The sequence below is a fragment of the Pseudomonas sp. UYEF17 genome (assembly GCF_040546125.1).
GTDB lineage: Bacteria > Pseudomonadota > Gammaproteobacteria > Pseudomonadales > Pseudomonadaceae > Aquipseudomonas > Aquipseudomonas putida_Z.
On sequence record NZ_JBEPNE010000005.1, the window covers coordinates 370,310 to 396,953 of the forward strand.

Below are 26,644 nucleotides of genomic sequence, written 5' to 3' on the forward strand. Positions count from 1 at the left end.
TTGTTGGCCCGTTCCGGCCCTATCGCCGGCAAGCCAGCTCCCACAGGTACTGCACAGGTTTCAAGGGCGGTGCGGTCCCTGTGGGAGCGGGCGAGCCCGCGAAAGGGCCGGCACAGGCTATAGCTCAGCTCCCGGCAAACCCATTCTGCCGCCACGCCTCATACACCGTCACAGCCACGGTATTGGACAGGTTCAGGCTGCGGCACCCCGGCCGCATCGGCAGGCGCAGGCGTTGTTCGGCCGGCAGGCTGTCCAGTACCTCGGTCGGCAAGCCACGGCTTTCTGGCCCGAACAGGAAAGCATCACCCGGCTGGTAGGCCACTTCGTGGAACGGGTGCGAGCCCTTGGTGGTGAAGGCGAACAGCCGTGGGTTGCCCAGGCTTTCCAGGCATCCGGCCAGGCTCTCGTGGCGCTTGAGCGTGGCATACTCGTGGTAATCCAGCCCCGCGCGCCGCAGGCGCTTGTCATCCAGTTCAAAGCTGATGGGCTCGATCAGGTGCAGGTCGCAGCCGCTGTTGGCGCACAGGCGAATGATGTTGCCGGTATTCGGCGGAATTTCTGGTTGAAAAAGGATGACGTGAAACATGCACGGCTCCAAGCGTGAAGATGACGGGCATTCTACCCCCGAACCGGACCTGCGTTCGAAGGCGTTCCCGCGGGTGATGCTGTCGCTGGCGATCGTCGGCTTGATGGTGGGGCTGATGATCGGCCGCCTGACCACGCCCGACGAGCGCGAGCTGCAGCAGGTGGAGGTGGTGCAGGATGGCCTGGAGCTGTGGTTCAACGAAGAGCCTCAGCTGCATGGCGAGAATGTGGAAGGTACGGTAGCACTGTTGTTCCAGGCCCAGGGCAAGGCCCGGCAAGGGCAACTGAGCTTGCAGGGCAAGCCTGTGAGCTGGCGGGTGCAGAATAGCAAGGAAGGTCTGTTGCTGACGGTGGTGGCCGCGCGCCCCCTGCGCGGCGAGTGGGCCGGTGCAGAGGACGCTGGGCGCTGGCGGTTGCAGGTGAAACTGCACGAATAAAAGAGGGGATATCCCGGCCTGCCTGTACCAGGGTCCCCGAAAGGGGTACTGCGTATAAAGGGGGGATGGCCCGGCCTGCCTGTACCGAGGTCCCCAAAACTGGCGATATTGCGAATAAAAGAGGGGTTCACCCGGCCTGCCTGTACCAGGGCCCCCGAAACTGGATATGTATGGGTTATTGCAGGGGGCGTGCCAGTTTTGAAAAGCCCGTGAATTATGGGTTTTCAGGGTGATTTGGCCGTTTTGGCGGGGGATTTGTGCCTTCGAGAGGTGCATCGGGCACAGGATCGGTGCATGGGCGCGGGAATGGCGGGGCCCGCTTCGCAGGCCCATCGCGACACAAGGCCGCTCCCACAGGACGCCGCTCGGTTCAGAGATAGCGCCGTACCTGTGGGAGCGGCCTTGTGTCGCGAAAGGGCTGCGCAGCAGCCCCAATGGCCTTGAAGGTTTACCGGACGTTAGTGCTCGTCCCCTTCCTCATCATCGCCACCCGCCACATTCATCCCCAGCTCCTTGATCTTGCGCGTCAGGGTGTTGCGCCCCCAACCTAGCAACAGTGCCGCATCGCGCCGACGGCCAGCGGTGTGCTTGAGCGCCGTCTCGATCATGATCCGCTCGAAGCTCGGCACTGCGCTGTCCAGCAGGCTGGTCTGCCCGCGCGCCAACGCCTGGTCGGCCCATTGGCGCAGGGCCTGCTCCCAGTTGGTTACCGGTGCGGCGTCCTGTGGCAGGTTCAGCAGCTCGGGCGGCAGGTCGCCGATCAGCACTTCGCGGCTGGAGGCCATCACGGTGATCCAGCGGCAGGTGTTTTCCATTTGCCGTACGTTGCCCGGCCACGGCAGGTTGCGGATGAATTCCTCGGTTTCCGGCTTGAGGATCTTCGGCTCGACCGCCAGTTCCTGGGCGGCGCGGGCGAGGAAGTGGCGGGCGAGGGCGGGGATATCCTCGCGGCGGTCGGCCAGCCGTGGAATGTGGATGCGAATCACGTTCAGGCGGTGGAACAAGTCCTCGCGGAACTTGCCGGCCTGTACCAGCGACTCCAGGTTCTGGTGGGTGGCGGCGATGATGCGCACATCGACCTTGACCGGCACGTGGCCGCCCACGCGATAGAACTCGCCATCGGCCAGCACCCGCAGCAGGCGGGTCTGGGTGTCGGCTGGCATGTCGCCGATCTCGTCGAGGAACAGGGTGCCGCCGTCGGCCTGCTCGAAGCGCCCCCGGCGCAGGTTGGCGGCGCCGGTGAAGGCGCCTTTTTCATGGCCGAACAGCTCGGACTCCATCAGGTCCTTGGGGATGGCGGCCATGTTCAGGGCAATGAACGGCGACGCCGCACGCGGGCTGTGGCGGTGCAGGGCGTGGGCCACCAGCTCCTTGCCGGTACCGGACTCGCCGTTGATCAGCACGGTGATGTTGGAGTGGCTGAGGCGGCCGATGGCGCGGAACACCTCCTGCATCGCCGGCGCTTCACCGATGATTTCCGGGGTGCGCGCCAGGCTCTGCGGCACATCCAGCCCTTGTTGCTCCTGGGCGTGCTGGTTGGCTCGCTTGACCAGCGAGACCGCCTCGTCCACATCGAACGGCTTGGGCAGGTACTCGAAGGCACCGCCTTGGTACGATGCCACGGCGCTGTCCAGGTCGGAGTGGGCGGTCATGATGATGACCGGCAGGCGCGGGTGCTGCTCACGGATCTGTGCCAGCAGGTCGAGGCCGCTGGTGCCCGGCATGCGGATGTCGGAAATGATCACGTCCGGTTGCTGGCGTGCCAGGCGGCCCATCACGCCATCGGCGCTGTCGAAGCTCTGGGTGGTCATGCCTTCCTGCTGCAGGGCTTTTTCCAGGACCCAGCGGATGGAGCGATCATCGTCGACGATCCATACGGTTTCACTTCGGCTCATGAGGCGGTGGCTCCTTGTTCCAGGGGCAGGTAGATCGAGAAGGCGGTGTGGCCTGCATGGCTTTCACACTCGATCAGGCCCTGGTGCTGGCTGATGATGTTCTGGGTAATGGCCAGGCCCAGCCCGGTACCGTCCGGGCGGCCGCTGACCATGGGATAGAAGAGGGTGTCTTGCAGTTCCGGCGGGATGCCCGGGCCGTTGTCGATGATCTCCACCCGCGCCACCAGGCGATGGCGCACGTGGCCGATGGTGAACTGGCGCAGGGCACGGCTGCGCAGGGTGATGCGGCCCAGGCGCAGTTCGTTCTGCGAACTGATCGCCTGCATGGCATTGCGCACGATGTTGAGCACGGCCTGGATCATCTGCTCGCGGTCGATCAACACATCCGGCAGGCTGGGGTCGTAGTCGCGCACCAAAGTGATGCAGCCCTGGCTTTCGGCCTCTACCAAGCTGCAGACCCGCTCCAGCACTTCGTGGATGTTGGTCATGGCCAGCGACGGCAGCTTGTTCGAACCGAGCATGCGGTCGACCAGGTTACGCAGGCGGTCGGCTTCCTCGATGATCACGTTGGTATAGTCGCGCAGGCCTTCTTCCGGCAGCTCGCGGGCCAGCAGCTGGGCTGCGCCGCGGATGCCGCCAAGGGGGTTCTTGATTTCGTGGGCCAGGCCGCGCACCAGCATCTTGGTGGTTTCCTGCTTGCTCAGCTGGGCCTCTTCCTTGGTAATGCGCAGCAGCCGGTCGCGCGGGTGCACCTCCAGCAGCAGCAGGGTCTGGCCCTGGTGCAGGATCGGCGTTACCGCGTAGTCGACGGTGATGGTCTGCCCGGTCAGCGAGGTGAGCTGCGCTTCGCGCTTGGTGAACGGGTGCGCCTGCTCGACCGCCTGGCGCAGCGAGCTGAGCGCCTCGGTCGACTCGGTAAACAGTTCGCTGATGAACTGCCCATGGCTGCGCTGGCCACTGACCGCCAACAGCATTTCCGCGGCCGGGTTCATGTACTCCAGGCGCAGCTCGGCGTTGAGCAGCAGCGTGGCGGTGGTCAGGTTGTCCAGAAGCAGACGGTGCTGGGCATCGCTGATGGTCATAGGGCGTCGTCGACCTCTTTTGGCGCGTGTCGGGCATGGGCGCGGCCATGGTCGGGCGCGCGGTGGATCCGCTGATTCCAGTCTTTGGGCAAAAAATGCAAGAACCAAACCAAGGCTCCGAAAAGAAGCGGAATTTGCCGATAAAGCCCTGAAAACGGGAAAAACCGCACCAGAATGAACTGATTAAACGGTTCATGTGATCGCTTTTGGGGTGCATTCGGGGGCGTCAGTCCACAGAATGCACCAATATGGAGCATAGGTGGTTTCAGGGTTTATCGCACAGCTGGCGGGCACTCGGCTTCTGGCGTTGAAAACGCCAGGTCTTCATTGCTTGCGTGGAACACCATGACAGTGGCGGGCTGCCCAGTGGTGTGCCCGCGGTGCACTTCCCCTTGAAGTTCTGCCAGCGTCTGGCCCGCAACCAGGCTTGTGCGCTTGCCGTCGCGGGTTTCCACCTCAAGTCTGCCCTCCGCCAGATAGCCCAGATTGAGCGCCTGATGGCAGTGCCAGCCGAGGGTTGTGTGGGCGGGGATGCTGACTTTCACCAGCGACAGCACTGGTCGTCCTTCGGGGTAATTGCGATAGGGGGTGCCGTCCCAACTGCCGGTGGCGCGGTGAAGCACCTGTGACGTTGCCTGGCCTGGCGCGATGCCATTGCTGGCGCAGCCGGCGAGGAGGGCGGATACGGTAATCATTGCAGGTAGAAGTTTGCGCATGGCGTGATGTCCGTTGACTGAAGGGACGCCTACCCTGCGTGCTGAAGGGGCGGCGAAATGTCAGCGGCATCTGCTGGTTCTGTATGAAATCGATGAGGCAGCCACGGAAACGAAAACGGCCTCCCGAAGGAGGCCGTTCGTGATCATGTCATCGGCGCCAGGCGCCGATCAGATCAGCAGCTGTAGTACAGCTCGTATTCCAGCGGGTGAACGAAGGTGCGGACCTTGATTTCTTCTTCGCTCTTCAGCTCGATGAAGGCATCGATGAAGTCGTCGGAGAACACGCCGCCCTTGGTCAGGAACGCACGGCCCTTGTCCAGCTCTTCCAGAGCTTCCTTCAGGCTGCCGCAAACCTGCGGGATGTCCTTGGCCTCTTCAGGCGGCAGGTCGTACAGGTTCTTGTCGGCAGCATCGCCTGGGTGGATCTTGTTCTGGATACCGTCCAGGCCGGCCATCAGCAGGGCCGCGAAGGCCAGGTATGGGTTGGCCGATGGGTCCGGGAAGCGAGCTTCGATACGGCGGGCTTTCGGGCTGCCGACGTAAGGAATACGGATCGAGGCGGAACGGTTGCGAGCCGAGTAGGCCAGCATTACCGGGGCTTCGAAGCCTGGGACCAGACGCTTGTAGGAGTTGGTCGATGGGTTGGTGAAGCCGTTCAGGGCCTTACCGTGCTTGATGATACCGCCGATGAAGTACAGGGCGGTGTCGGACAGGCCGGCATAGCCTTCACCCGAGAAGGTGTTCTTGCCGTCTTTCCAGATCGACATGTGCACGTGCATGCCCGAGCCGTTGTCGCCGTACAGAGGCTTCGGCATGAAGGTGGCGGTACGGCCGTAGGCGTCGGCAACGTTGTGCACGACGTACTTCAGTGCCTGTACTTCGTCAGCCTTCTTCACCAGGGTGTTGAACTTGACGCCGATTTCGTTCTGGCCGGCAGTCGCCACTTCGTGGTGGTGGACTTCGACGGTCTGACCCATTTCTTCCAGTGCGTTGCACATGGCGGTACGGATTTCGTGGTCGTGGTCGAACGGCGGAACCGGGAAGTAGCCGCCTTTCACGCCTGGACGGTGGCCTTTGTTGCCGCCTTCCACATCAGCGCCGGTCATCCACGAGCCTTGCTCGGAGAAGATCTTGAACATCGAGCCGGAGATGTCCGACTGGAACTTCACTTCGTCGAAGATGAAGAACTCTGGCTCCGGGCCGGCGAATACGGTGTCACCGATGCCGGTGCTCTTCAGGTACTCTTCGGCGCGCTTGGCGATGGCGCGAGGGTCACGATCGTAGCCCTGCATGCTCGATGGGTCGACGATGTCGCAGGTGATGATCAGGGTTGGCTCTTCGGTGAACGGGTCCAGTACGGCAGTTTCGTCGACCGGCATCAGGATCATGTCGGAAGCTTCGATGCCTTTCCAGCCAGCGATGGAGGAACCGTCGAACATCTTGCCGACTTCGAAGAAGTCGTCTTCCAGCGCATCACGCGACGGCATGGTCACGTGGTGCTGAATGCCTTTGGTGTCCGTGAAACGCAGATCAATCCACTTGACGTCATGATCTTTGATGAGTTGAACCGACTTCGACATGTTGTCCTCCGGATGGTCTAGAGCGCGGTGGGCCGCTGCCCTGGAAAAAGGGTGTTGCCGGGCGCGGATAGTCGGCCAAGCTTACCTGCCTCACAAGGGAGCAAATTGCATGCCAGTGCCCGAAAATGGCGAGGGCGGGATAAAAGGGGGCGTTTGCGGGCATTTGGCGCTGGGTTGCGCTGGAAAAATGCACCCTTAAGATGCGAATTTTGGTAGCAGCGCACCAGTGTGGTGCATGGCTTGAGTTGTGTGGTGTCTGTGAGATCGAGCGCCGCCCGCGCGGCGCTTCGCAGCGCAAGGCTGCTCCTACATCTGTTTCGGGCCAATTATTCCTGAGGCATAGGCGCGCGCCCCTTGGCGTCCACCTCGATGTCGTGTTGGACAAACAAGTCGGTCGCGTGCGCTGGTACAGGCTTGACTGGCCCGAAACAGATGTAGGAGCAGCCTTGCGCTGCGAAGCGCCGCGCGGGCGGCGCTCGATCTCACAGGCGCCACAAAACCCGCTCCCTACATTTATCTGAAAGCTTCTGATCAAAAGTTGGTCAAATCCTGAGCAATTTCCGCTATAATTCGCGCCCCTCATTTTCGGCAGGCCCTGCGCGCGCTGTTAACCAATGAAACTTATCGTCAAAGTCTTCCCAGAAATCACCATCAAGAGCCGGCCGGTGCGCAAGCGCTTCATCCGCCAGCTCGGCAAGAACATCCGCAACGTGCTCAAGGACCTCGATCCTGAGCTCGTGGTCGATGGTGTCTGGGACAATCTCGAAGTGGTCACCCGCGTCGAAGACGAAAAAGTCCAGCGCGAGATGATCGAGCGCCTCACCTGCACCCCGGGTATCACCCACTTCCTGCAGGTAGAGGAATACCCGCTCGGCGACTTCGACGACATCGTCGCCAAGTGCAAGCAGCACTTCGGTCACCTGCTGGCCGGCAAGCACTTCGCCGTGCGCTGCAAGCGCGGCGGCCACCACGACTTCACCTCGATGGACGTCGATCGTTACGTCGGCAGCCAGCTGCGCCAGCAGTGCGGCGCCGCCGGCATCGAGCTGAAGAACCCGGAAGTGCTGGTGCGCATCGAAATCCGCGACCAGCGCCTCTACGTGATCCACAACCAGCACCAGGGCATCGGCGGCTACCCGCTGGGCGCCCTGGAGCAGACCCTGGTACTGATGTCCGGCGGCTTCGACTCCACCGTGGCGGCCTACCAGATGATGCGTCGTGGCCTGATGACCCACTTCTGCTTCTTCAACCTCGGCGGCCGTGCCCACGAGTTGGGCGTGATGGAAGTGGCCCACTACCTGTGGAAGAAGTTCGGCAGCAGCCAGCGCGTGCTGTTCATCAGCGTGCCGTTCGAAGAGGTGGTCGGCGAGATCCTCAACAAGGTCGACAACAGCTACATGGGTGTGACCCTGAAGCGCATGATGCTGCGCGGTGCCGCGCACATGGCCGACCGCCTGGAGATCGACGCGCTGGTCACCGGCGAGGCGATTTCCCAGGTGTCCAGCCAGACCCTGCCGAACCTGTCGATCATCGACTCGGCCACCGACAAGCTGGTGCTGCGCCCGCTGCTGGCCAGCCACAAGCAGGACATCATCGACCAGGCCTACGCGATCGGCACTGCCGACTTCGCCAAGCACATGCCAGAATACTGCGGCGTGATCTCGGTAAACCCGACCACCCACGCCAAGCGCCACCGCATGGAGCATGAAGAGAAGCAGTTCGACATGGCCGTGCTGGAGCGCGCCCTGGAACGCGCCCGGCTGATCTCCATCGACCATGTGATCGACGAACTGGGCAAGGACATCGAAATCGAGGAAGTGACCGAGGCGCTGCCCGGCCAGATCGTCATCGATATTCGTCACCCCGATGCCCAGGAAGACGAACCTCTGGTGCTCGACGGTATCGAAGTCCAGGCCATGCCGTTCTATGCCATCAACAGCAAGTTCAAGCACCTGGATGCCAACCGCCAGTACTTGCTGTATTGCGACAAAGGTGTGATGAGCCGTCTGCACGCACACCACCTGCTCAGTGAGGGACATGCCAATGTGCGTGTTTATCGTCCGACATAAGACGCCAGGGCTGTATGGCGGCAGCATCCGCCATCGCCCTCCCGACCATCGGGCCCGCTGAGCCTCAAACCGTACATATTCGCCGCCTACACTGGCGGCAACCGAATCCTCTGATCGAGATACAGTTGTGATCGAAAATCTGCGTAACATCGCCATCATCGCCCACGTTGACCATGGTAAAACCACCCTGGTCGACAAACTCCTGCGCCAGTCCGGCACCCTGGAGCGTAACGAGCTCAACGACGAGCGCGTGATGGACTCCAACGACCAGGAAAAAGAGCGCGGCATTACCATTCTGGCGAAAAACACCGCCATCAACTGGAACGGCTACCACATCAACATCGTCGACACCCCCGGCCACGCCGACTTCGGTGGCGAGGTTGAGCGTGTAATGTCGATGGTCGACTCCGTGCTGCTGCTGGTCGATGCCCAGGACGGCCCGATGCCGCAAACCCGCTTCGTGACCAAGAAGGCTTTCGAAGCTGGCCTGAAGCCGATCGTCGTGATCAACAAGGTTGACCGCCCGGGCGCGCGTCCTGACTGGGTTCTGGACCAGATCTTCGACCTGTTCGACAACCTCGGTGCCACCGACGACCAGCTGGACTTCCAGGTTGTCTACGCCTCGGCCCTGAACGGCATCGCCGGTCTGGACCACACCGACATGGCTGAAGACATGACCCCGCTGTACCAGTCGATCGTCGACAACGTACCGGCGCCGAACGTTGACGTCGATGGCCCGTTCCAGATGCAGATCTCCGCTCTGGACTACAACAGCTTCCTCGGTGTTATCGGCGTTGGCCGTATCGCCCGTGGCCGTATCAAGCCGAACACCCCGGTTGTTGCCATCGACACCGAAGGCAAGAAGCGTAACGGCCGTATCCTCAAGCTGATGGGCCACCACGGCCTGCACCGCGTCGACGTTGAAGAAGCCCAGGCTGGCGACATCGTCTGCATCAGCGGTTTCGACGAGCTGTTCATCTCCGACACCCTGTGCGACATGAACAACGTCGAGGCGATGAAGCCACTGACCGTTGACGAGCCGACCGTTTCGATGACCTTCCAGGTCAACGACTCGCCGTTCTGCGGCAAGGAAGGCAAGTTCGTCACCAGCCGTAACATCAAGGAACGTCTGGACAAAGAGCTGCTGTACAACGTTGCACTGCGCGTTGAAGAAGGCGACTCGGCTGACAAGTTCAAGGTTTCCGGCCGTGGTGAGCTGCACCTGTCGGTTCTGATCGAAACCATGCGTCGTGAAGGCTTCGAGATGGCTGTAGGCCGCCCTGAAGTGATCATCCGCGAAGTCAACGGCGTGAAGCAGGAGCCGTTCGAGAACGTCACCATCGACATCCCTGAAGAATCCCAGGGCAAGGTCATGGAAGAAATGGGCCTGCGTAAGGGCGACCTGACCAACATGGCGCCGGATGGCAAGGGCCGTGTACGTCTGGAGTACAACGTACCTGCTCGCGGTCTGATCGGTTTCCGTAACCAGTTCCTGACCCTGACCAACGGTGCTGGCATCCTGACCTCGATCTTCGATCGCTACGACACCATGAAAGCCGGCCAGATGTCCGGTCGCCTGAACGGTGTACTGGTTTCGATCGAGACCGGCAAGGCGCTGACCTACTCGCTGGAAACCCTGCAGGCTCGCGGCAAGCTGTTCATCGAGCACGGCCAGGACATCTACAACGGTCAGATCATCGGTCTGAACAGCCGTGACAACGACCTGGGCGTGAACCCGACCAAGGGCAAGAAGCTCGACAACATGCGTGCTTCGGGCAAAGACGAAGTCATCGCCCTGGTGCCGCCGGTTCGCCACACCCTGGAACAGGCCCTGGAATTCATCCAGGACGACGAGCTGTGCGAAGTGACTCCGAAGTCGATCCGCCTGCGCAAGAAGATCCTGGACGAAGGCGAGCGTACCCGCGCTGCCAAGAAAGCCAAGGCTTGATCGTCTAGCTTGAGCTGAAACAAAAACGCCCCCGGTCGAAAGGCCGGGGGCGTTTTTGTTTGCCTGCAGATTTTGGGGCCGCCTTGCGGCCCATCGCGGCACAAGGCCGCTCCTACAAGGGACCGCGATCTCCTGTAGGAGCGGCCTTGTGTCGCGAAAGGGCTGCAAAGCAGCCCCAGGATCTCAAATGCAAAGCAGGATCAGCGCCCGACCACCTTGGGCTTGTACGCACAATACCCCGGCCGCGGCCCGACCTTGGGGTGGTTGCGGCAGGTATCCGGCCGCTTGTCATAAATGGTGCACAGCCGGCTTTTACGATCCAGGTACAGGCAGTCATCATTGCTCATCCGGGTCAGGGTGAAGATCCCCGACTTCTGGTTGAAGCGTTCGATGATGCCGTCCTTCTGCAGGCGCTTGGCGATGTTCTTCGGCGGTTCGTCTTTCTCGAACTCGTCGACCACGCCGATACGGATCAGATCCTTGATCTTCACCTCCACCGGCAGGGTGCAGCAGGTCGAATGGCAGCCATGGCACATGTTGCTGGTGTAGCGCTGCCAGGTCTCCAGGCGGTCGACTTCGGCCGCGGCGATCAGGGTCGTTTTCATCGTTATGGGGGTGTATCACGGTCTTGGGGCGCGCGATCATACCGGAATCGTTCAATTTATGAACAACCTTTTGCCGGAATCGCAGAGTGGGCATGAAAACTGCGAACGCTAACTGTCACTCCCTGTCGAAGGGTCTAGGCTCAACAGTCTCCCTCCGCTTTCGTCAACTTGCCCGAGGATGCCGCATGTCCCAGGAACCCAAAGCTCGTGACGCCGAGGTGGCCGAATTTCGCGCCGCTGTACTGGACAAGCTGACCTACGCGGTCGGCAAGGACCCGGAGCACGCTTTCGACCACGACTGGTTCGAAGCCATTGCACTGGCCGCGCGCGATCACATGGTCGATCACTGGATGGACCACACCCGCCAGGCTTATCGCCGCAGCCAGAAGCGGGTCTATTACCTTTCCCTCGAATTCCTCATCGGCCGCTTGCTGTACGACAGCCTGAGCAACCTGGGCCTGCTCGACATTGCCCGCGACGCACTGGAAGGGCTGGACGTGGACCTGGAGCGCATCCGCCTGCTCGAGCCCGATGCCGCGCTGGGCAACGGTGGCCTGGGCCGCTTGGCGGCGTGCTTCATGGAGAGCATGTCGACCTTGGGCATCGCTGCTCACGGTTATGGCATCCGCTACGAGCACGGGCTGTTTCGCCAGGCCATGGTCGATGGCTGGCAGCAGGAGCAGACCGAGAACTGGCTGGACTTCGGCAACCCCTGGGAGTTCGAGCGCGCTGAGGTGATCTACCCGATCAGCTTTGGCGGCAGCGTCGAAACGGTGCACGACACCCACGGCCAGCAGCGGCAGGTGTGGTGGCCGGGCGAGACCGTGCGAGCGGTGGCTTATGACACCCCGGTTGTCGGTTGGCGCGGGGCCAGCGTGAATACCCTGCGCCTCTGGCGTGCACGGGCGCTGGAAGAGCTGCACCTGGAACGCTTCAATGCCGGTGACCACCTGGGGGCGGTAGCCGAGGTGGCGCGGGCCGAAAGCATTTCGCGGGTGCTGTACCCGGCCGATAGCACCGAGGCGGGCCAGGAGCTGCGCCTGCGCCAGGAGTACTTCTTCGTCTCGGCTTCGTTGCAGGACCTGCTGCGCCGCCACCTGAACATGCACGACAACCTGCTCAACCTGCCGGATGCAGCGGCCATCCAGCTCAACGACACCCACCCGTCGATCGCCGTGGCCGAGCTGATGCGCCTGCTGGTCGACCAGCATGAAATCCCCTGGGATACCGCCTGGGAGCTGACCGTCGGCACCCTGGCCTACACCAACCATACCTTGCTGCCCGAAGCCCTGGAAACCTGGCCGGTGGCGCTGATGGAACGCATGCTGCCGCGGCACATGCAGATCATCTACCTGATCAATGCCTACCACATCGACGCGCTGCGGGCGAAAGGCCTGCACGACTTCGACGTGCTGCGGGCCGTGTCGCTGATCGAAGAAGATAACGGCCGCCGGGTGCGCATGGGCAACCTGGCGTTCCTCGGTTCGCACAGCGTCAACGGTGTGTCGGCGCTGCACAGCAAGCTGATGAAAAGCACGGTGTTCTCCGAGCTGCACAAGCTCTACCCGCAACGGATCAACAACAAGACCAACGGCATTACCTTCCGCCGCTGGCTGTACCAGTCCAACCCGCAGCTGACCGCCATGCTGGTCGAGGCGCTGGGCCCTGAGTTGCTGGACGATCCGGAAGGGCGCCTGGTCAATCTGGTGCCGTTCGCCGACAAGAGCGGCTTCCGCAAGCAGTTCGCCGCGCAGCGCCTGCACAGCAAGCGTGCCCTGGCCAGCATCATCCAGGACCGCCTGGGCGTTACGGTGAACCCCGAAGCGCTGTTCGATGTGCAGGTCAAGCGCATTCACGAATACAAGCGCCAGTTGCTCAACCTGCTGCACACCGTGGCGCTGTACCAGGCCATGCGCAACGACCCCGGTACCGACTGGGTGCCGCGGGTGAAGATTTTCGCCGGCAAGGCTGCGGCCAGCTATCACCAGGCCAAGCTGATCATCAAGCTGGCCAACGACATCGCCCGGGTGGTGAACAACGACCCCACCGTGCGCGGCCTGCTGAAGGTGGTATTCCTGCCCAACTACAACGTCAGTCTGGCTGAAAGCATCATCCCGGCGGCGGACCTTTCCGAGCAGATTTCCACCGCCGGTTACGAAGCCTCCGGCACCAGCAACATGAAGTTCGGCCTGAACGGCGCGCTGACCATCGGCACCCTGGATGGTGCCAACGTCGAGATGAGCGAGCAGGTGGGTACCGAAAACATGTTCATCTTCGGCCTTACCGCGCAGCAGGTGGAGGCCAGACGGCGCGACGGGGACTTTGGCGCCAGTGCGGCGATTGCCGCGTCCAGCCGCCTGAACGACGTGTTGCAGGCTGTTCGCAGCGGGGTGTTCTCACCGGACGACCCGTCGCGCTACAGCGCGCTGATCGACGGGCTGGTGGCTCATGACCGCTTCCTGGTGTGTGCCGATTTCGATGCCTACTGGGATGCCCAGCGAAGGGTCGAGGAGCTGTGGCACACGCCGCAGGAATGGTGGCGCATGGCGGTGCTGAATACCGCGCGGATGGGCTGGTTCTCCTCGGACCGGACCATTCGGGAATATGCCAGTGAGATCTGGAAGGCTTTGGATTGAGGTAGGCCTGTGCCGGCCTCTTCGCGGGTAAACCCGCTCCCACAGGGACTGCACAGGCCCTGAATCTTGTGAAGATCCTGTGGGAGCGGGTTCACCCGCGAATGGGCCTCACTCCGACCACCGGCCTGGCGCGCGCTGAACTACCGACCTATTGTGCCGTCTGAGAGCCGTGGCGAGTCTCATCACTCGCTAGCCCGCAACTCTCCCTGTAAACTGCGGGGGTTTTTATCCCCCAATCCTTTCGGAGCCATACATGTCCCGCGTTACCCTGAGTCGCTATCTGATTGAGCAGACCCGCAGCAACAATACCCCTGCCGATCTGCGCTTCCTGATCGAAGTGGTGGCGCGTGCGTGCAAGGAAATCAGCCATCACGTGTCCAAAGGCGCCCTTGGTGGTGTGCTGGGCAGCATGGGCACTGAAAACGTGCAGGGCGAAGTCCAGAAGAAACTGGACGTGATTTCCAACGATATCCTGCTGGAAGCCAACGAGTGGGGTGGCCACCTGGCCGGCATGGCTTCCGAAGAAATGGACAACGCCTACCAGATCCCGGGCAAGTACCCGAAAGGCGCCTACCTGCTAGTCTTCGACCCGCTGGACGGCTCGTCCAACATCGACGTCAACGTTTCGGTCGGCACCATCTTCTCGGTACTGCGTTGCCCTAACGAATACCTGAGCCAGAACGAAACCCTGAACGAAAATGCCTTCCTGCAGCCAGGCACCCAGCAGGTCGCCGCCGGTTACGCAATCTACGGCCCGCAGACCATGCTGATCCTGACCCTGGGCAACGGCGTCAAAGGCTTCACCCTGGACCGTGAACTGGGCAGCTTCGTCCTCACCCACGAAAACATCCGCGTGCCGGAAAGCACCGCAGAGTTCGCCATCAACATGTCCAACCAGCGCCACTGGGAAGCCCCGGTCCAGCGCTACGTGGGCGAACTGCTGGCAGGCGAGACCGGCCCGCTGAAGAAGAACTACAACATGCGCTGGATCGCCTCGATGGTGGCCGACGTACACCGCATCCTGACCCGTGGCGGCCTGTTCATGTACCCACGTGACGCCCGCGAGCCGAGCAAGCCGGGCAAACTGCGCCTGATGTACGAAGCCAACCCGATGTCCTTCATCATCGAACAGGCCGGCGGCGCCTCCACCAACGGTTACGATCGCATCCTCGACATCCAGCCAGAAAGCCTGCACCAGCGTGTGTCGGTAATCCTCGGCTCGAAGGAAGAGGTCGAGCGCGTCACCGCCTACCACAAGGAGTAAGTCATGCTCGCACCTTGGCAGCCGTTGCTGGAGTGGTGGTTCGGTTGGGGCACCAGTCCCCAGGCCGTGGCTGACGAGAAGAGCACGCTGTGGTTCGGCAAGCATCATGATGCCGAGGCCCATGCGCTGTTTGGCGAGCTGGTCGAGCATGCCCTGGCGGGTGGGCTCGACGAGTGGCAGCAAAGCCCGCAGGGCTGGCTGGGCCTGCTGATCCTGCTGGACCAGCTGCCGCGCATGATCTACCGCGACACGCCGCGTGCCTTCGAGGGCGACCGGCGTGCCCAGGTGGTGGCGATGCAAGGTTTGCAGAAAAACTGGGATTACCAGCTGCTGCCGATCCAGCGGGTGTTCGTGCTGCTGGTGCTGGAGCATGCCGAGGTGCTGGACTGGCAGAACCTGTGCGTCGAGCGCTACCAGGTGCTGCTGGACGAGCAGCCCGAAGCCAACCGCCGGTTGTTCGAAGGCTTCCTCGACTACGCCGAGCAGCACCAGCGGGTAATTGCCCGTTTCGGGCGCTTCCCGCACCGCAACCTGGTGCTGGAGCGGCCGAGTACCAGCGAAGAGATGGACTTTTTGCTGGAGCCTGGGTCCAGGTTCTGATTCCAGGGCGGGTGAGATCCTTGTAGGAGCAGCCTTGTGCTGCGAAGAGGCCCCTGCTGCCCTTACATCCCTGTTGGCCTTACCGGCCCTTTCGCAGCACAAGGCTGCTCCTACAGTGCGTAGGGGCGGCCTTTTTGTTTGGGCGGGGTAATTCTTTGTGATTAATCGCACAGTAGTGGCCATCCGACCAATGGCGTAGGGGTAGAGGAGGGAGGTCAGGGAACCTGGGAGGGTTTTTACCGTCGAAGGTTACTGCAGGCCACTCGCCTGTATCCCCTCTCCAGGAGTGTCCTTCATGTCGTTGCGTTCCCTCGCCCTGTTGTCGCTGTGCGTCGTCCTGACTGCCTGCAGCAAGATCAACCAGGAAAACTATTCCAAGATCAAGGCCGGTATGAACAAGGCCGAGGTCGAGCAGCTGCTCGGCACGCCGACCGAGTGCTCTGGTGCGCTGGGGATGAGCAGCTGCACCTGGGGGGACGAGAAGAGCTTCATCAGTGTGCAATACGCGGCTGACAAGGTGCTCATGTATTCAGGGCAGGGTCTCAAATGAGGCACCTGTATCTGCTGATGGGGGTATGCCTGGCGCTGCTGCTGGGCGGTTGTGCCGGCTCCGTGCACGACCCGCTGGCGCCGAAAACCGCGGGTAACATCGACCTCAAGCGCTACCAGGGCAAGTGGTACGAGCTGGCGCGCCTGCCGATGCGCTACCAGACCGGCTGCGAGCAGTCCGAAGCGCACTACAACCTCCGGCTCGATGGTAGCCTCGGCGTGCTCAACCGCTGCCGCACCATGGGTGACGAATGGCTGCGCGCCGAAGGGCATGCGAACATCCAGGAGCCGGGGCATACCGACAAATTGTGGGTCGAGTTCGACAACTGGTTCACCAAGCTGGTGCCAGGGGTGGCGAGGGGCGAGTACTGGATTCTGTATGTGGATGATCGCTACCGCACGGCGGTGGTCGGCAGCCCGGACCGCAAGCACTTGTGGATCCTGTCGCGTACGCCGACGCTACCGGCTTGGGAGCGCGAGAACCTGATGTCCAAGGCCCGGCAGCAGGGGTATGACACCAATCGGCTGATCTGGCGTGCGTCGGACCAGCAGATCGTCAAGAGGCACTGAATTTCTGGGGGCTGCTTTGCAGCCCATCGCGACACAAGGCCGCTCCTACAGGGGAACGCACATTCCTGTAGGAGCGGCCTTGTGTCGCGATGGGCCGCAAAGCGGCCCCAATAAACTCACCCCAAAAGCTGTCGCAACACCTCGGCAAACGCCAGCGCGCTTTGCTCTTCCTGCGCATGCCGCCCCTGGCGCACCACCCACTGCCCATTCACCATCACATCCCGCACCTGGCGATCGCCCCCGGCAAACAGCCAGCGGTTGAGAATCGCATCCCCATCGGCCATGGCGATGTAAGGGTCCTGCCCATCGAGCACCAGCCAGTCAGCGCGCTTGCCCACGGCCAGTTCCCCGACCGCCTGCCCCAGCGCCTGCGCGCCGCCCGCCAAGGCAGCGTCATACAGCGTGCGCCCGACCATCGGCTGGTCGCCGCGATACAGGCGGTTACGCCGCTGATCGCGCAGCCGCTGGCCGTATTCCAGCCAGCGCAGCTCCTCCACCACGCTCAGCGACACATGGCTGTCCGAACCAATGCCCATGCGCCCACCCTGTGCTAGATAGTCCACTGCTGGGAAAATCCCGTCGCCCAGGTTGGCCTCGGTGGTCAGGCACAGCCCGGCTACCGCGCCGCTGCGGGCCATGGCGGTGACTTCATCCGGCTCGGCATGGGTGGCATGCACCAGGCACCAGCGTGGGTCCACGTCCACGTGCTCGTACAGCCACTGCAGCGGGCGCAGGCCGCTCCAGGCCAGGCAGTCGTCGACTTCCTTCTGCTGCTCGGCGATATGGATATGCACCGGGCACTGCTTGTCGCTGGCTGCCAGCACTTCGGCGATCTGCCCGGGCGTCACGGCGCGCAGCGAATGGAAGCACAGACCCAGTTGCTGCGCGGGTTGCGCGGCCAGCAGCGGGGCCAGCTGCGCTTGCAGTTGCAGGTATTGTTCGGTGGAGTTGATGAAGCGCCGTTGCCCGTCATTCGGGGCTTGGCCGCCGAAGCCTGCGTGGCTGTACAGCACCGGCAGCAAGGTCAGGCCAATGCCGCTGTCGGCTGCAGCCGCGCTGATGCGGCGGGACAGTTCGGCCGGGTCGGCGTAGGCCTTGCCGGCCTGGTCATGGTGCACGTAGTGGAACTCGGCGACCGAGGTGTAGCCCGCCTTGAGCATCTCGATGTACAGCTGACGGGCGATGACCTGCAGCTGCTCCGGGCTGATCTGGCCGACCAGGCGATACATCAGGTCGCGCCAGGTCCAGAAACTGTCGTTGGGGTTGCCGGCGACTTCCGCCAGCCCTGCCATGGCGCGCTGGAAGGCATGCGAGTGCAGGTTGGGCATGCCGGGCAGCAGCGGGCCGGCCAGCCGCTCGGCGCCTTCGGCCGAGGCACCCGGTTCGATGCGGGCTACATGGCCATCACTGGTGACCTCGATGCGGACATGGCTGGCCCAGCCTGTGGGCAGCAGGGCGCGTTCGGCGAAGTAGGCGGACATCGGTGAAAATCCTGTTATTGTTAACTTGTATATACATATACAGGCGTTTGCCTGCCGGGTAAACTGCGGCAAGCTACCGCTCATTCCATTTGCACAAGGATCCAACGCCGTGCCGACACCACCTGTCTCCGCGCTGGTTGCCCAGATGGGCGAGGGCCCGGCTCCGCTGTACGCCCGGGTCAAACAGATGATCATCCAGCAGATCGACAACGGCAGCTGGCCACCGCATCACCGAGTGCCCTCGGAGAGCGAACTGGTCAGCGAGCTGGGCTTCAGCCGCATGACCATCAACCGCGCCCTGCGCGAACTTACCGCCGAAGGCCTGCTGGTGCGCATGCAAGGGGTCGGTACCTTCGTGGCCGAGCCCAAGGGGCGTTCGGCGCTGTTCGAGGTCAACAACATCGCCGACGAAATTGCCGCGCGTGGCCACCAGCATAGCTGCCAGGTGATCACCCTCACCGAGGAGACGGCTGGTTCCGAGCGGGCCCTGGCCCTGGACATGCGCGAAGGCCAACGGGTGTTCCACTCGCTGATCGTGCATTTCGAGAACGGCGTGCCGGTGCAGATCGAGGACCGCTACGTCAATGCGGCGATTGCCCCCGATTACCTCAAGCAGGACTTCACCCGGCAGACGCCTTACGCCTACCTGTCGCAGGTGGCGCCGCTGACCGAGGGTGAGCACGTGGTCGAGGCAATCCTGGCCGAGCCGGAAGAATGCCGCCTGTTGCAGATCGAGCGGGGCGAGCCCTGCCTGCTGATCCGCCGTCGCACCTGGTCCGGCCGCCAGCCGGTGACCGCCGCACGGCTGATCCACCCCGGTTCCCGTCATCGCCTGGAAGGACGTTTCAGTAAATGAGTCAGCTGCAGTTGTTGCGTGCGCAAGGCTACCCGCGCATGCCGTGGAAGAACGGTGGCGGTTTCACCGAAGAGATTACCCGCGACAGTGGCGAAGGCCTGGACGGCTTTGGCTGGCGCTTGTCGATTGCCGATATCGAGGAGTCCGGCGGGTTTTCCACCTTCGCCGGCTACCAGCGGATCATCACCGTGCTGCAGGGTGACGGCATGCGCCTGCTGGTCGACGGCCAGGCCAGCAGGCCGTTGCTGCCGTTCGATGCCTTCGCCTTCAGCGGCGAGAGCCAGGTCAGCTGCAAGCTGCTGGGCGGGGCGATCCGCGATTTCAACCTGATCTACGCACCGCAGCGCTACCGGGCGCGGTTGCAGTGGTTCGATGGTACCAGCCGTTTGTACAGTTCGGCGTCGACAGTGTTGCTGTTCGCTGCCAGCAGCCAGGTCGAGGTGGGTATTGCCGGGCGTGAGACGCAGCGGTTGGGGTTGTATGACTGCCTGCGGCTGGAGGGCAATGACCAGTTGCTGGGGTTGGATGTGCAGGGGCGGTTCTGCCTGATCGAACTCGTTTCACGTTGAGATAGCCGGGGGCTGCTGCGCAGCCCTTTCGCGACGCAAGGCCGCTCCTACACGCACCGCGCATGCCCTGGCTGGCGCGGTCCCCTGTAGGAGCGGCCTTGTGTCGCGAAAGGGTCGCGCAGCGGCCCCCGGTTTTTTTTGGCCGCTCAGCGGAAAAGTCCAATTATTTTGGTTGTCCATGCTTGTACATACAAGTAAAGGTGTGTTTGTATATCTACCACGACATACCCGCCCGCGGACGACCGCAGAGGACCTTTCCCGTGACCGACAACAACAAATACCGTGACGTTGAAATCCGTGCCCCACGTGGCAACAAGCTGACTGCCAAAAGCTGGCTGACCGAAGCGCCACTGCGCATGCTGATGAACAACCTCGATCCACAGGTCGCGGAAAACCCGAAAGAACTGGTGGTGTACGGCGGTATCGGCCGCGCTGCCCGTAACTGGGCGTGCTACGACAAGATCGTCGAGACCCTGACCCGCCTGGAAGACGACGAAACCCTGCTGGTGCAGTCGGGCAAGCCGGTCGGCGTGTTCAAGACCCACAGCAACGCCCCGCGCGTACTGATTGCCAACTCCAACCTGGTGCCGCACTGGGCCAACTGGGAACACTTCAACGAACTGGACGCCAAGGGCCTGGCCATGTACGGCCAGATGACCGCCGGCAGCTGGATCTACATCGGCAGCCAGGGCATCGTCCAGGGCACCTACGAAACCTTCGTCGAAGCCGGTCGCCAGCATTACGGCGGCAGCCTGAAAGGCAAGTGGGTACTCACTGCCGGCCTGGGCGGCATGGGCGGCGCCCAGCCACTGGCCGCCACCCTGGCCGGTGCCTGCTCGCTGAACATCGAATGCCAGCAGAGCCGCATCGACTTCCGTCTGGAAACCCGCTACGTCGACGAGCAGGCCACTGACCTCGACGACGCCCTGGCACGCATTGCCAAGTACACCGCCGAAGGCAAGGCCATCTCCATCGCCCTGCACGGCAACGCTGCCGAAATCCTGCCAGAGCTGGTCAAGCGTGGCGTGCGCCCGGACATGGTCACCGACCAGACCAGCGCCCACGACCCGCTGAACGGTTACCTGCCAGCCGGCTGGACCTGGGAGCAGTACCGCGACCGCGCGCAGACCGAGCCGGCTGCAGTGGTCAAGGCCGCCAAGCAGTCGATGGCCGTGCACGTGCAAGCCATGCTCGATTTCCAGAAGCAGGGTGTCCCGACCTTCGACTATGGCAACAACATCCGCCAGATGGCCAAGGAAGAAGGCGTGGCCAATGCCTTCGACTTCCCGGGCTTCGTGCCGGCCTACATCCGCCCGCTGTTCTGCCGTGGCATCGGCCCGTTCCGCTGGGCGGCGCTGTCCGGTGATGCCGAAGACATCTACAAGACCGACGCCAAGGTCAAGGAACTGATCCCCGACGACGCCCACCTGCACCGCTGGCTGGACATGGCCCGCGAGCGCATCAGCTTCCAGGGCCTGCCGGCACGTATCTGCTGGGTTGGCCTGGGCCTGCGCGCCAAGCTGGGCCTGGCGTTCAACGAAATGGTACGCAGCGGCGAGCTGTCAGCACCGATCGTGATCGGCCGTGACCACCTGGACTCCGGTTCGGTGTCCAGCCCCAACCGTGAAACCGAAGCCATGCGCGACGGTTCCGACGCTGTCTCCGACTGGCCGCTGCTCAACGCCCTGCTGAACACCGCCGGCGGTGCTACCTGGGTTTCGCTGCACCACGGTGGTGGCGTGGGCATGGGCTTCTCCCAGCACTCTGGCATGGTCATCGTCTGCGACGGTACCGATGAAGCCGCCGAGCGTATCGCTCGCGTGCTGACCAACGACCCAGGGACCGGTGTGATGCGTCATGCCGATGCCGGTTACGACATCGCCATCGAGTGCGCCAAGGAGCAGGGTCTGGACCTGCCGATGATCACTGGCTGATCGCCACGCTTTGGATCGCACCCCACAAGGGGTGATACTGAACAACAAGAAGGAGCACGCAGGCACTCACAAACGGGCCTGCGGCTCCACGCGATTGGAGTAGTGAAGTGACCGAATTGACCCTCAAGCCCGGCACCCTGACCCTGGCCCAGCTGCGCGCCATCCATGCCGCGCCCGTGCGCCTGCAACTGGACGCCAGCGCCGCGCCGGCCATCGACGCCAGCGTTGCCTGCGTCGAGCAGATCATTGCCGAAGACCGTACCGCCTACGGCATCAACACCGGTTTCGGCCTGCTGGCCTCGACCCGCATCGCCAGCCACGACCTGGAAAACCTGCAGCGCTCGCTGGTGCTGTCCCACGCCGCCGGTGTCGGCGCGCCGCTGGATGACGACCTGGTGCGGCTGATCATGGTGCTGAAGATCAACAGCCTCAGCCGTGGCTTCTCCGGCATCCGTCGCAAGGTCATCGACGCGCTGATTGCCCTGGTCAACGCCGAAGTCTACCCGCACATCCCGCTGAAGGGTTCGGTGGGCGCCTCCGGCGACCTCGCCCCGCTGGCGCACATGTCGCTGGTGCTGCTGGGTGAAGGCAAGGCCCGCTACAAGGGCCAGTGGCTGCCAGCCACCGAAGCCCTGGCCGTGGCCGGCCTCGAGCCGCTGACCCTGGCCGCCAAGGAGGGCCTGGCCCTGCTCAACGGCACCCAGGCGTCCACCGCCTATGCCCTGCGTGGCCTGTTCCAGGGCGAAGACCTGTACGCCGCTGCCATCGCCTGCGGCGGCCTGAGCGTCGAAGCCGCGCTGGGCTCGCGCTCGCCGTTCGATGCGCGCATCCACGAAGTGCGTGGCCAGCGCGGCCAGATCGACACCGCTGCCTGCTTCCGTGACCTGCTGGGCGACTCCAGCGAAGTGTCGCTGTCGCACAAGAACTGCGACAAGGTCCAGGACCCGTACTCGCTGCGCTGCCAGCCGCAGGTCATGGGCGCCTGCCTGACCCAGCTGCGCCAGGCCGCCGAGGTACTGGGCATCGAAGCCAACGCCGTGTCGGACAACCCGCTGGTGTTCGCTGCCGAAGGTGACGTGATTTCCGGCGGTAACTTCCACGCCGAGCCGGTGGCCATGGCCGCCGACAACATCGCCCTGGCCATCGCTGAAATCGGTTCGCTCAGCGAGCGCCGTATCTCGCTGATGATGGACAAGCACATGTCCCAGCTGCCGCCGTTCCTGGTGGAAAACGGCGGGGTCAACTCGGGCTTCATGATCGCCCAGGTCACCGCTGCTGCCCTGGCCAGCGAGAACAAGGCCCTGTCGCACCCGCACAGCGTCGACAGCCTGCCGACCTCGGCCAACCAGGAAGACCACGTGTCGATGGCCCCGGCTGCCGGCAAGCGCCTGTGGGAAATGGCCGAAAACACCCGTGGCGTGCTGGCCATCGAATGGCTGGGCGCCTGCCAGGGCCTGGACCTGCGCAAGGGCCTGAAGACCTCGGCCAAGCTGGAGCAGGCGCGCCAGGCGCTGCGCAGCGAAGTGCCGCACTACGACCGTGACCGTTTCTTCGCGCCCGACATCGAAAAGGCCGTGGAACTGTTGGCCAAGGGTCGCCTGACCGGCCTGCTGCCGGCTGGTGTGCTGCCAAGCCTGTAATGCCCCCAGGGGCCGCTGTGCGGCCCATTCGCAGCACAAGGCTGCTCCTACAAAGGCGACGCGCTCCCTTGTAGGAGCAGCCTTGTGCTGCGAAAGGGCTGCAAGGCAGCCCCCTTCGATCTCACGACCACAAAAACAATTTAAGGACGTGACATGCAACAAGCTCAAGGTCTAAAGCGCGGGCTAAGTGCCCGCCACATCCGTTTCATGGCCCTCGGTTCCGCCATCGGCACCGGCCTGTTCTACGGCTCCGCCTCGGCCATCCAGATGGCCGGCCCGGCCGTGCTGCTGGCCTACCTGATCGGCGGCGCCGCCGTGTTCATGGTCATGCGCGCCCTCGGCGAAATGGCTGTGCACAACCCGGTCGCCGGCTCGTTCGGCCACTACGCCAGCACCTACCTCGGCCCCATGGCCGGCTTCATCCTCGGCTGGACCTACGCCTTCGAGATGGTCATCGTCGCCATCGCCGACGTCACCGCCTTCGGTATCTACATGGGCTTCTGGTTCCCGGAAGTGGCTCGCTGGATCTGGGTGCTGGGCATCGTCTTCCTGATCGGCGGCCTCAACCTGTGCAACGTCAAGGTCTTTGGCGAAATGGAATTCTGGCTGTCGCTGCTCAAGGTCGGCGCCATCGTGGCGATGATCCTGGCCGGCCTCGGTATCATGGCCTTCGGCTTCAGCCAGGTTGGCACCGGGCAGGCCGTGGGTGTCAGCAACCTGTTCGACCACGGCGGCTTCATGCCCAATGGCGTGGGTGGCCTGATCGCCTCCTTTGCCGTGGTGATGTTCGCGTTCGGCGGCATCGAGATCATCGGCGTCACCGCCGGTGAGGCCAAGGACCCGCAGCGGGTCATCCCCAAGGCTATCAACGCCGTGCCGCTGCGCATCCTGCTGTTCTACGTGCTCACCCTGTTCGTGCTGATGTGCCTGTTCCCATGGCCGCAAATCGGCAGCCAGGGCAGCCCGTTCGTGCAGATCTTCAGTAACCTGGGCATCGGCTCTGCCGCCGCGGTGCTGAACATCGTGGTGATTTCCGCCGCGATCTCGGCCATCAACAGCGACATCTTCGGCGCCGGCCGCATGATGTACGGCCTGGCCCAGCAAGGCCACGCGCCGCGCGGCTTCAGCAAGCTGTCGAAGCACGGCGTGCCGTGGATGACCGTGGTGGTGATGGGGGCTGCGCTGCTGATCGGCGTGCTGCTCAACTACCTGATCCCGGAGAACGTGTTCCTGCTGATCGCCTCGATCGCTACCTTCGCCACCGTGTGGGTATGGCTGATGATCCTGCTCACCCAAGTGGCCATGCGCCGCAGCATGAGCCGTGAACAAGTGGCCCAGCTACAGTTCCCGGTACCGTTCTGGCCTTACGGCCCGGCCATGGCCATTGCGTTCATGGTGTTCATCTTTGGCGTGCTCGGTTACTTCCCGGATACCCAGGCGGCACTGCTCGTCGGCGTGGTCTGGGTGGTGTTCCTGGTGGCGTCCTACCTGCTGTGGTGCAAGCCGCGCGCAGGGCAGGACAAGCCAGTAGCGGAACCGGCCGAGCTGCACCGCTAAGTACAGGAGTCAATGTATGAGAACCGTCTGGCAGCACTGCCATGTGGCAACCATGGCCGAGGGCCGTTACTCGGCCATCGAGGACGCGGCCATCGTCACCAACGCCGGGCTGATCGAGTGGATCGGCCCACGCGTCGAGCTGGCGTCGGTCGATGCCGAGCATACGGTGGACCTGGGCGGCGCCTGGGTCACCCCGGGGCTGATCGACTGCCACACCCACGCGGTGTTCGGTGGCAACCGCAGCGGTGAGTTCGAGCAGCGCCTGCAGGGCGTGAGCTATGCCGAAATCGCCGCACAGGGCGGTGGCATCGCCAGCACCGTGCGGGCCACCCGCGCGGCCAGCGAAGACGAGCTGTTCGCCAGTGCTCGCCAGCGGGTCCAGGCGCTGATGCGCGATGGCGTGACCACCATCGAGGTCAAGTCCGGCTACGGCCTGGACCTGGCCAACGAGCGCAAGATGCTGCGCGTGGCTCGGCGCCTGGCCGACGAGTTGCCGCTGGCGGTGCGCGCCACCTGCCTGGCAGCCCATGCCTTGCCGCCGGAATACGTCGGCCGGGCTGACGACTACATCGCACACATCTGCGATGAAATGCTGCCGGCCCTGGCCGCCGAAGGCCTGGTGGACGCAGTGGATGCCTTCTGCGAACACCTGGCGTTCTCCCCGGCCCAGGTCGAGCGGCTGTTCATCAAGGCGCGCGAGCTGGGCCTGCCGGTCAAGCTGCACGCCGAACAGTTGTCGTCGCTGCACGGCTCCAGCCTGGCGGCGCGCTACCAGGCGCTTTCGGCTGACCATCTGGAATTCATGACCGAGGAAGACGCCATTGCCATGGCAAAAGCCGGCACGGTCGCCGTGCTGCTGCCGGGCGCGTTCTACTTCCTGCGCGAAACCCAGCTGCCGCCGATGGACGCCTTGCGCCGCCACGGCGTGAAGATTGCCCTGGCCAGCGACCTCAACCCCGGCACCTCGCCAGGGTTGTCGCTGCGGCTGATGCTGAACATGGGCTGCACCTGCTTCCGCATGACCCCGGAAGAAGCCCTGGCCGGTGTCACCGTGCACGCCGCCACGGCGCTGGGCCTGGGCGACAGCCACGGCTCGCTGGAAGTGGGCAAGGTCGCCGACTTCGTCGCCTGGCAGATCGAACGCCCCGCCGACCTGGCCTACTGGCTGGGCGGCGACCTGCCCAAGCGCGTGGTGCGCAAGGGCCACGAGATTTCCAACTGAGTGAGGCACGATGGACAAGGTACTGAGTTTTCACCAGGGGCGCCTGCCGCTGCTGATCAGCATGCCCCATGCCGGCCTGCAACTGTCGCCGGCGGTACGAGACGGCCTGGTCGACCAAGCGCGCAGCCTGCCGGACACCGACTGGCATATTCCACGGCTGTATGACTTTGCCCGTGACATGGGCGCCAGCGTGGTGGCGGCGGAGTATTCCCGCTTCGTCATCGACCTGAACCGGCCGGATGACGACAAGCCACTGTACGTTGGTGCCACCACCGGCCTGTACCCGGCCACGCTGTTCGATGGCGAGCCATTGTTCAAGGACGGGCTGGTGCCGACAGGCGAGGAGCGCAAGCAGTATCTGGAGCAGATCTGGCGCCCCTACCACGACACGATTCGTCGCGAGCTGGCGCGGCTGCGCGAGCAGTTCGGCTACGCCCTGCTGTGGGACGCCCATTCGATCCGTTCGCTGATCCCGCACCTGTTCGACGGCAAGCTGCCGGACTTCAACCTGGGTACCTTCAACGGCGCCAGCTGCGACCCGGCCCTGGCCGAACGGCTGAAAGAGGTGTGCGCCCAGGCCCAAGGTTACAGCCACGTGCTCAATGGCCGCTTCAAGGGCGGGCATATCACCCGGCATTACGGCGATCCGGCCAACCACATCCATGCGGTGCAGCTGGAGCTGGCGCAGAGCACCTATATGGAAGAGACCGAGCCGTTCGCTTACCGCGAAGACCTGGCACGGCCGACACAGGAGGTGTTGAAGCAGCTTCTGCAGGCAGTGCTGGACTGGGGCAAGGCGCATTACGGGCGGTGAAGTTCGCCAGTAAGAATGGCGACGCGATGCAGGTT

General features: G+C 63.3%; 22 protein-coding genes. 15 read left to right on the plus strand and 7 right to left on the minus strand.

The genetic code is table 11. The features are described from left to right. Window positions 1-124: 124 nt before the first annotated feature. Entirely contained in the window at window positions 125-586 is a 462-nt protein-coding gene (gene trmL, locus ABIB24_RS11420; protein ID WP_025340939.1) for a tRNA (uridine(34)/cytosine(34)/5-carboxymethylaminomethyluridine(34)-2'-O)-methyltransferase TrmL, read from the minus strand. Between trmL and ABIB24_RS11425 the strand changes: the two genes are divergently transcribed. Next, window positions 585-1,022 (plus strand): hypothetical protein, encoded by a 438-nt coding sequence (locus ABIB24_RS11425; protein ID WP_274078220.1) that lies wholly within the window; start codon window positions 585-587, stop codon window positions 1,020-1,022. The genes trmL and ABIB24_RS11425 overlap by 2 nt on opposite strands. Before the next feature lie 458 nt (window positions 1,023-1,480). On the opposite strand, the gene ntrC is transcribed toward ABIB24_RS11425, so the two are convergent. The 4 genes from ntrC to glnA form a co-directional block, all read right to left on the minus strand. Further along, on the minus strand, window positions 1,481-2,917 hold the full coding sequence (ntrC, locus tag ABIB24_RS11430; RefSeq protein WP_013974578.1) for a nitrogen regulation protein NR(I): 1,437 nt from the start codon (window positions 2,915-2,917) through the stop codon (window positions 1,481-1,483). Then, window positions 2,914-3,999 (minus strand): nitrogen regulation protein NR(II), encoded by a 1,086-nt coding sequence (gene glnL / locus ABIB24_RS11435; RefSeq protein WP_025340937.1) that lies wholly within the window; start codon window positions 3,997-3,999, stop codon window positions 2,914-2,916. Before glnL ends, ntrC begins: the two co-directional genes overlap by 4 nt. Before the next feature lie 272 nt (window positions 4,000-4,271). Further along, window positions 4,272-4,715: a cupin domain-containing protein gene (locus tag ABIB24_RS11440; protein ID WP_274078219.1), complete on the minus strand. Its 444-nt coding sequence runs from the start codon at window positions 4,713-4,715 to the stop codon at window positions 4,272-4,274. Window positions 4,716-4,888: 173 nt separating this feature from the next. Continuing rightward, window positions 4,889-6,295 (minus strand): type I glutamate--ammonia ligase, encoded by a 1,407-nt coding sequence (gene glnA / locus ABIB24_RS11445; protein ID WP_025340936.1) that lies wholly within the window; start codon window positions 6,293-6,295, stop codon window positions 4,889-4,891. A gap of 614 nt (window positions 6,296-6,909) precedes the next feature. Between glnA and thiI the strand changes: the two genes are divergently transcribed. Together thiI and typA are read left to right on the plus strand one after the other, a co-directional pair. Continuing rightward, window positions 6,910-8,364, plus strand: a complete 1,455-nt coding sequence (gene thiI / locus ABIB24_RS11450; RefSeq protein WP_025340935.1) for a tRNA uracil 4-sulfurtransferase ThiI — start codon at window positions 6,910-6,912, stop codon at window positions 8,362-8,364. Between the two features lie 127 nt (window positions 8,365-8,491). After that, the gene (gene typA, locus ABIB24_RS11455; RefSeq protein WP_003259874.1) at window positions 8,492-10,312 is read left to right on the plus strand and encodes a translational GTPase TypA; all 1,821 of its coding nucleotides are present in this window, start codon (window positions 8,492-8,494) and stop codon (window positions 10,310-10,312) included. Window positions 10,313-10,512: 200 nt separating this feature from the next. On the opposite strand, the gene ABIB24_RS11460 is transcribed toward typA, so the two are convergent. Then, window positions 10,513-10,917: a YkgJ family cysteine cluster protein gene (locus ABIB24_RS11460; RefSeq protein WP_003259873.1), complete on the minus strand. Its 405-nt coding sequence runs from the start codon at window positions 10,915-10,917 to the stop codon at window positions 10,513-10,515. A gap of 185 nt (window positions 10,918-11,102) precedes the next feature. Between ABIB24_RS11460 and ABIB24_RS11465 the strand changes: the two genes are divergently transcribed. The 5 genes from ABIB24_RS11465 (at window position 11,103) to ABIB24_RS11485 (ending at window position 16,536) form a co-directional block, all read left to right on the plus strand. Continuing rightward, window positions 11,103-13,553 (plus strand): glycogen/starch/alpha-glucan phosphorylase, encoded by a 2,451-nt coding sequence (locus ABIB24_RS11465; RefSeq protein ID WP_025340933.1) that lies wholly within the window; start codon window positions 11,103-11,105, stop codon window positions 13,551-13,553. Between the two features lie 253 nt (window positions 13,554-13,806). Beyond that, window positions 13,807-14,817 (plus strand): class 1 fructose-bisphosphatase, encoded by a 1,011-nt coding sequence (locus ABIB24_RS11470; protein WP_025340932.1) that lies wholly within the window; start codon window positions 13,807-13,809, stop codon window positions 14,815-14,817. Between the two features lie 3 nt (window positions 14,818-14,820). Then, a complete protein-coding gene (locus ABIB24_RS11475; protein WP_046613482.1) occupies window positions 14,821-15,417 on the plus strand; it encodes a DUF924 family protein in 597 nt (198 codons plus the stop codon). Between the two features lie 295 nt (window positions 15,418-15,712). Continuing rightward, window positions 15,713-15,967: an outer membrane protein assembly factor BamE domain-containing protein gene (gene bamE / locus ABIB24_RS11480; RefSeq protein WP_003249234.1), complete on the plus strand. Its 255-nt coding sequence runs from the start codon at window positions 15,713-15,715 to the stop codon at window positions 15,965-15,967. Next, window positions 15,964-16,536: a lipocalin family protein gene (locus ABIB24_RS11485; RefSeq protein WP_025340931.1), complete on the plus strand. Its 573-nt coding sequence runs from the start codon at window positions 15,964-15,966 to the stop codon at window positions 16,534-16,536. Before bamE ends, ABIB24_RS11485 begins: the two co-directional genes overlap by 4 nt. Window positions 16,537-16,652: 116 nt before the next feature. Here ABIB24_RS11485 and ABIB24_RS11490 read toward each other — a convergent pair whose 3' ends face one another. After that, entirely contained in the window at window positions 16,653-18,017 is a 1,365-nt protein-coding gene (locus ABIB24_RS11490; protein WP_085614632.1) for a formimidoylglutamate deiminase, read from the minus strand. A gap of 145 nt (window positions 18,018-18,162) precedes the next feature. On the opposite strand from ABIB24_RS11490, the gene hutC reads away from it, so the two are divergent. The 7 genes from hutC to hutG all read left to right on the plus strand — a co-directional run bounded on the left by hutC (window position 18,163) and on the right by hutG (window position 26,609). Then, a complete protein-coding gene (hutC, locus tag ABIB24_RS11495; protein WP_013974563.1) occupies window positions 18,163-18,873 on the plus strand; it encodes a histidine utilization transcriptional repressor HutC in 711 nt (236 codons plus the stop codon). Further along, complete coding sequence (locus tag ABIB24_RS11500) at window positions 18,870-19,442, plus strand: HutD/Ves family protein (RefSeq protein ID WP_013974562.1); 573 nt, start codon at window positions 18,870-18,872, stop codon at window positions 19,440-19,442. The genes hutC and ABIB24_RS11500 overlap by 4 nt, the downstream gene beginning before the upstream one ends. A gap of 260 nt (window positions 19,443-19,702) precedes the next feature. Next, window positions 19,703-21,376 (plus strand): urocanate hydratase, encoded by a 1,674-nt coding sequence (gene hutU / locus ABIB24_RS11505; protein WP_013974561.1) that lies wholly within the window; start codon window positions 19,703-19,705, stop codon window positions 21,374-21,376. 107 nt (window positions 21,377-21,483) lie between these two features. Then, window positions 21,484-23,016: a histidine ammonia-lyase gene (hutH, locus tag ABIB24_RS11510; RefSeq protein WP_003259868.1), complete on the plus strand. Its 1,533-nt coding sequence runs from the start codon at window positions 21,484-21,486 to the stop codon at window positions 23,014-23,016. Window positions 23,017-23,169: 153 nt separating this feature from the next. Then, window positions 23,170-24,573: an L-histidine transporter HutT gene (locus tag ABIB24_RS11515; protein ID WP_137162566.1), complete on the plus strand. Its 1,404-nt coding sequence runs from the start codon at window positions 23,170-23,172 to the stop codon at window positions 24,571-24,573. Window positions 24,574-24,589: 16 nt separating this feature from the next. Then, window positions 24,590-25,795, plus strand: coding sequence for an imidazolonepropionase (hutI, locus tag ABIB24_RS11520; protein WP_061550451.1), 1,206 nt, complete (start codon window positions 24,590-24,592; stop codon window positions 25,793-25,795). A gap of 10 nt (window positions 25,796-25,805) precedes the next feature. Further along, window positions 25,806-26,609, plus strand: coding sequence for an N-formylglutamate deformylase (gene hutG, locus ABIB24_RS11525; protein ID WP_025340927.1), 804 nt, complete (start codon window positions 25,806-25,808; stop codon window positions 26,607-26,609). The last annotated feature ends 35 nt before the right edge of the window (window positions 26,610-26,644 follow it).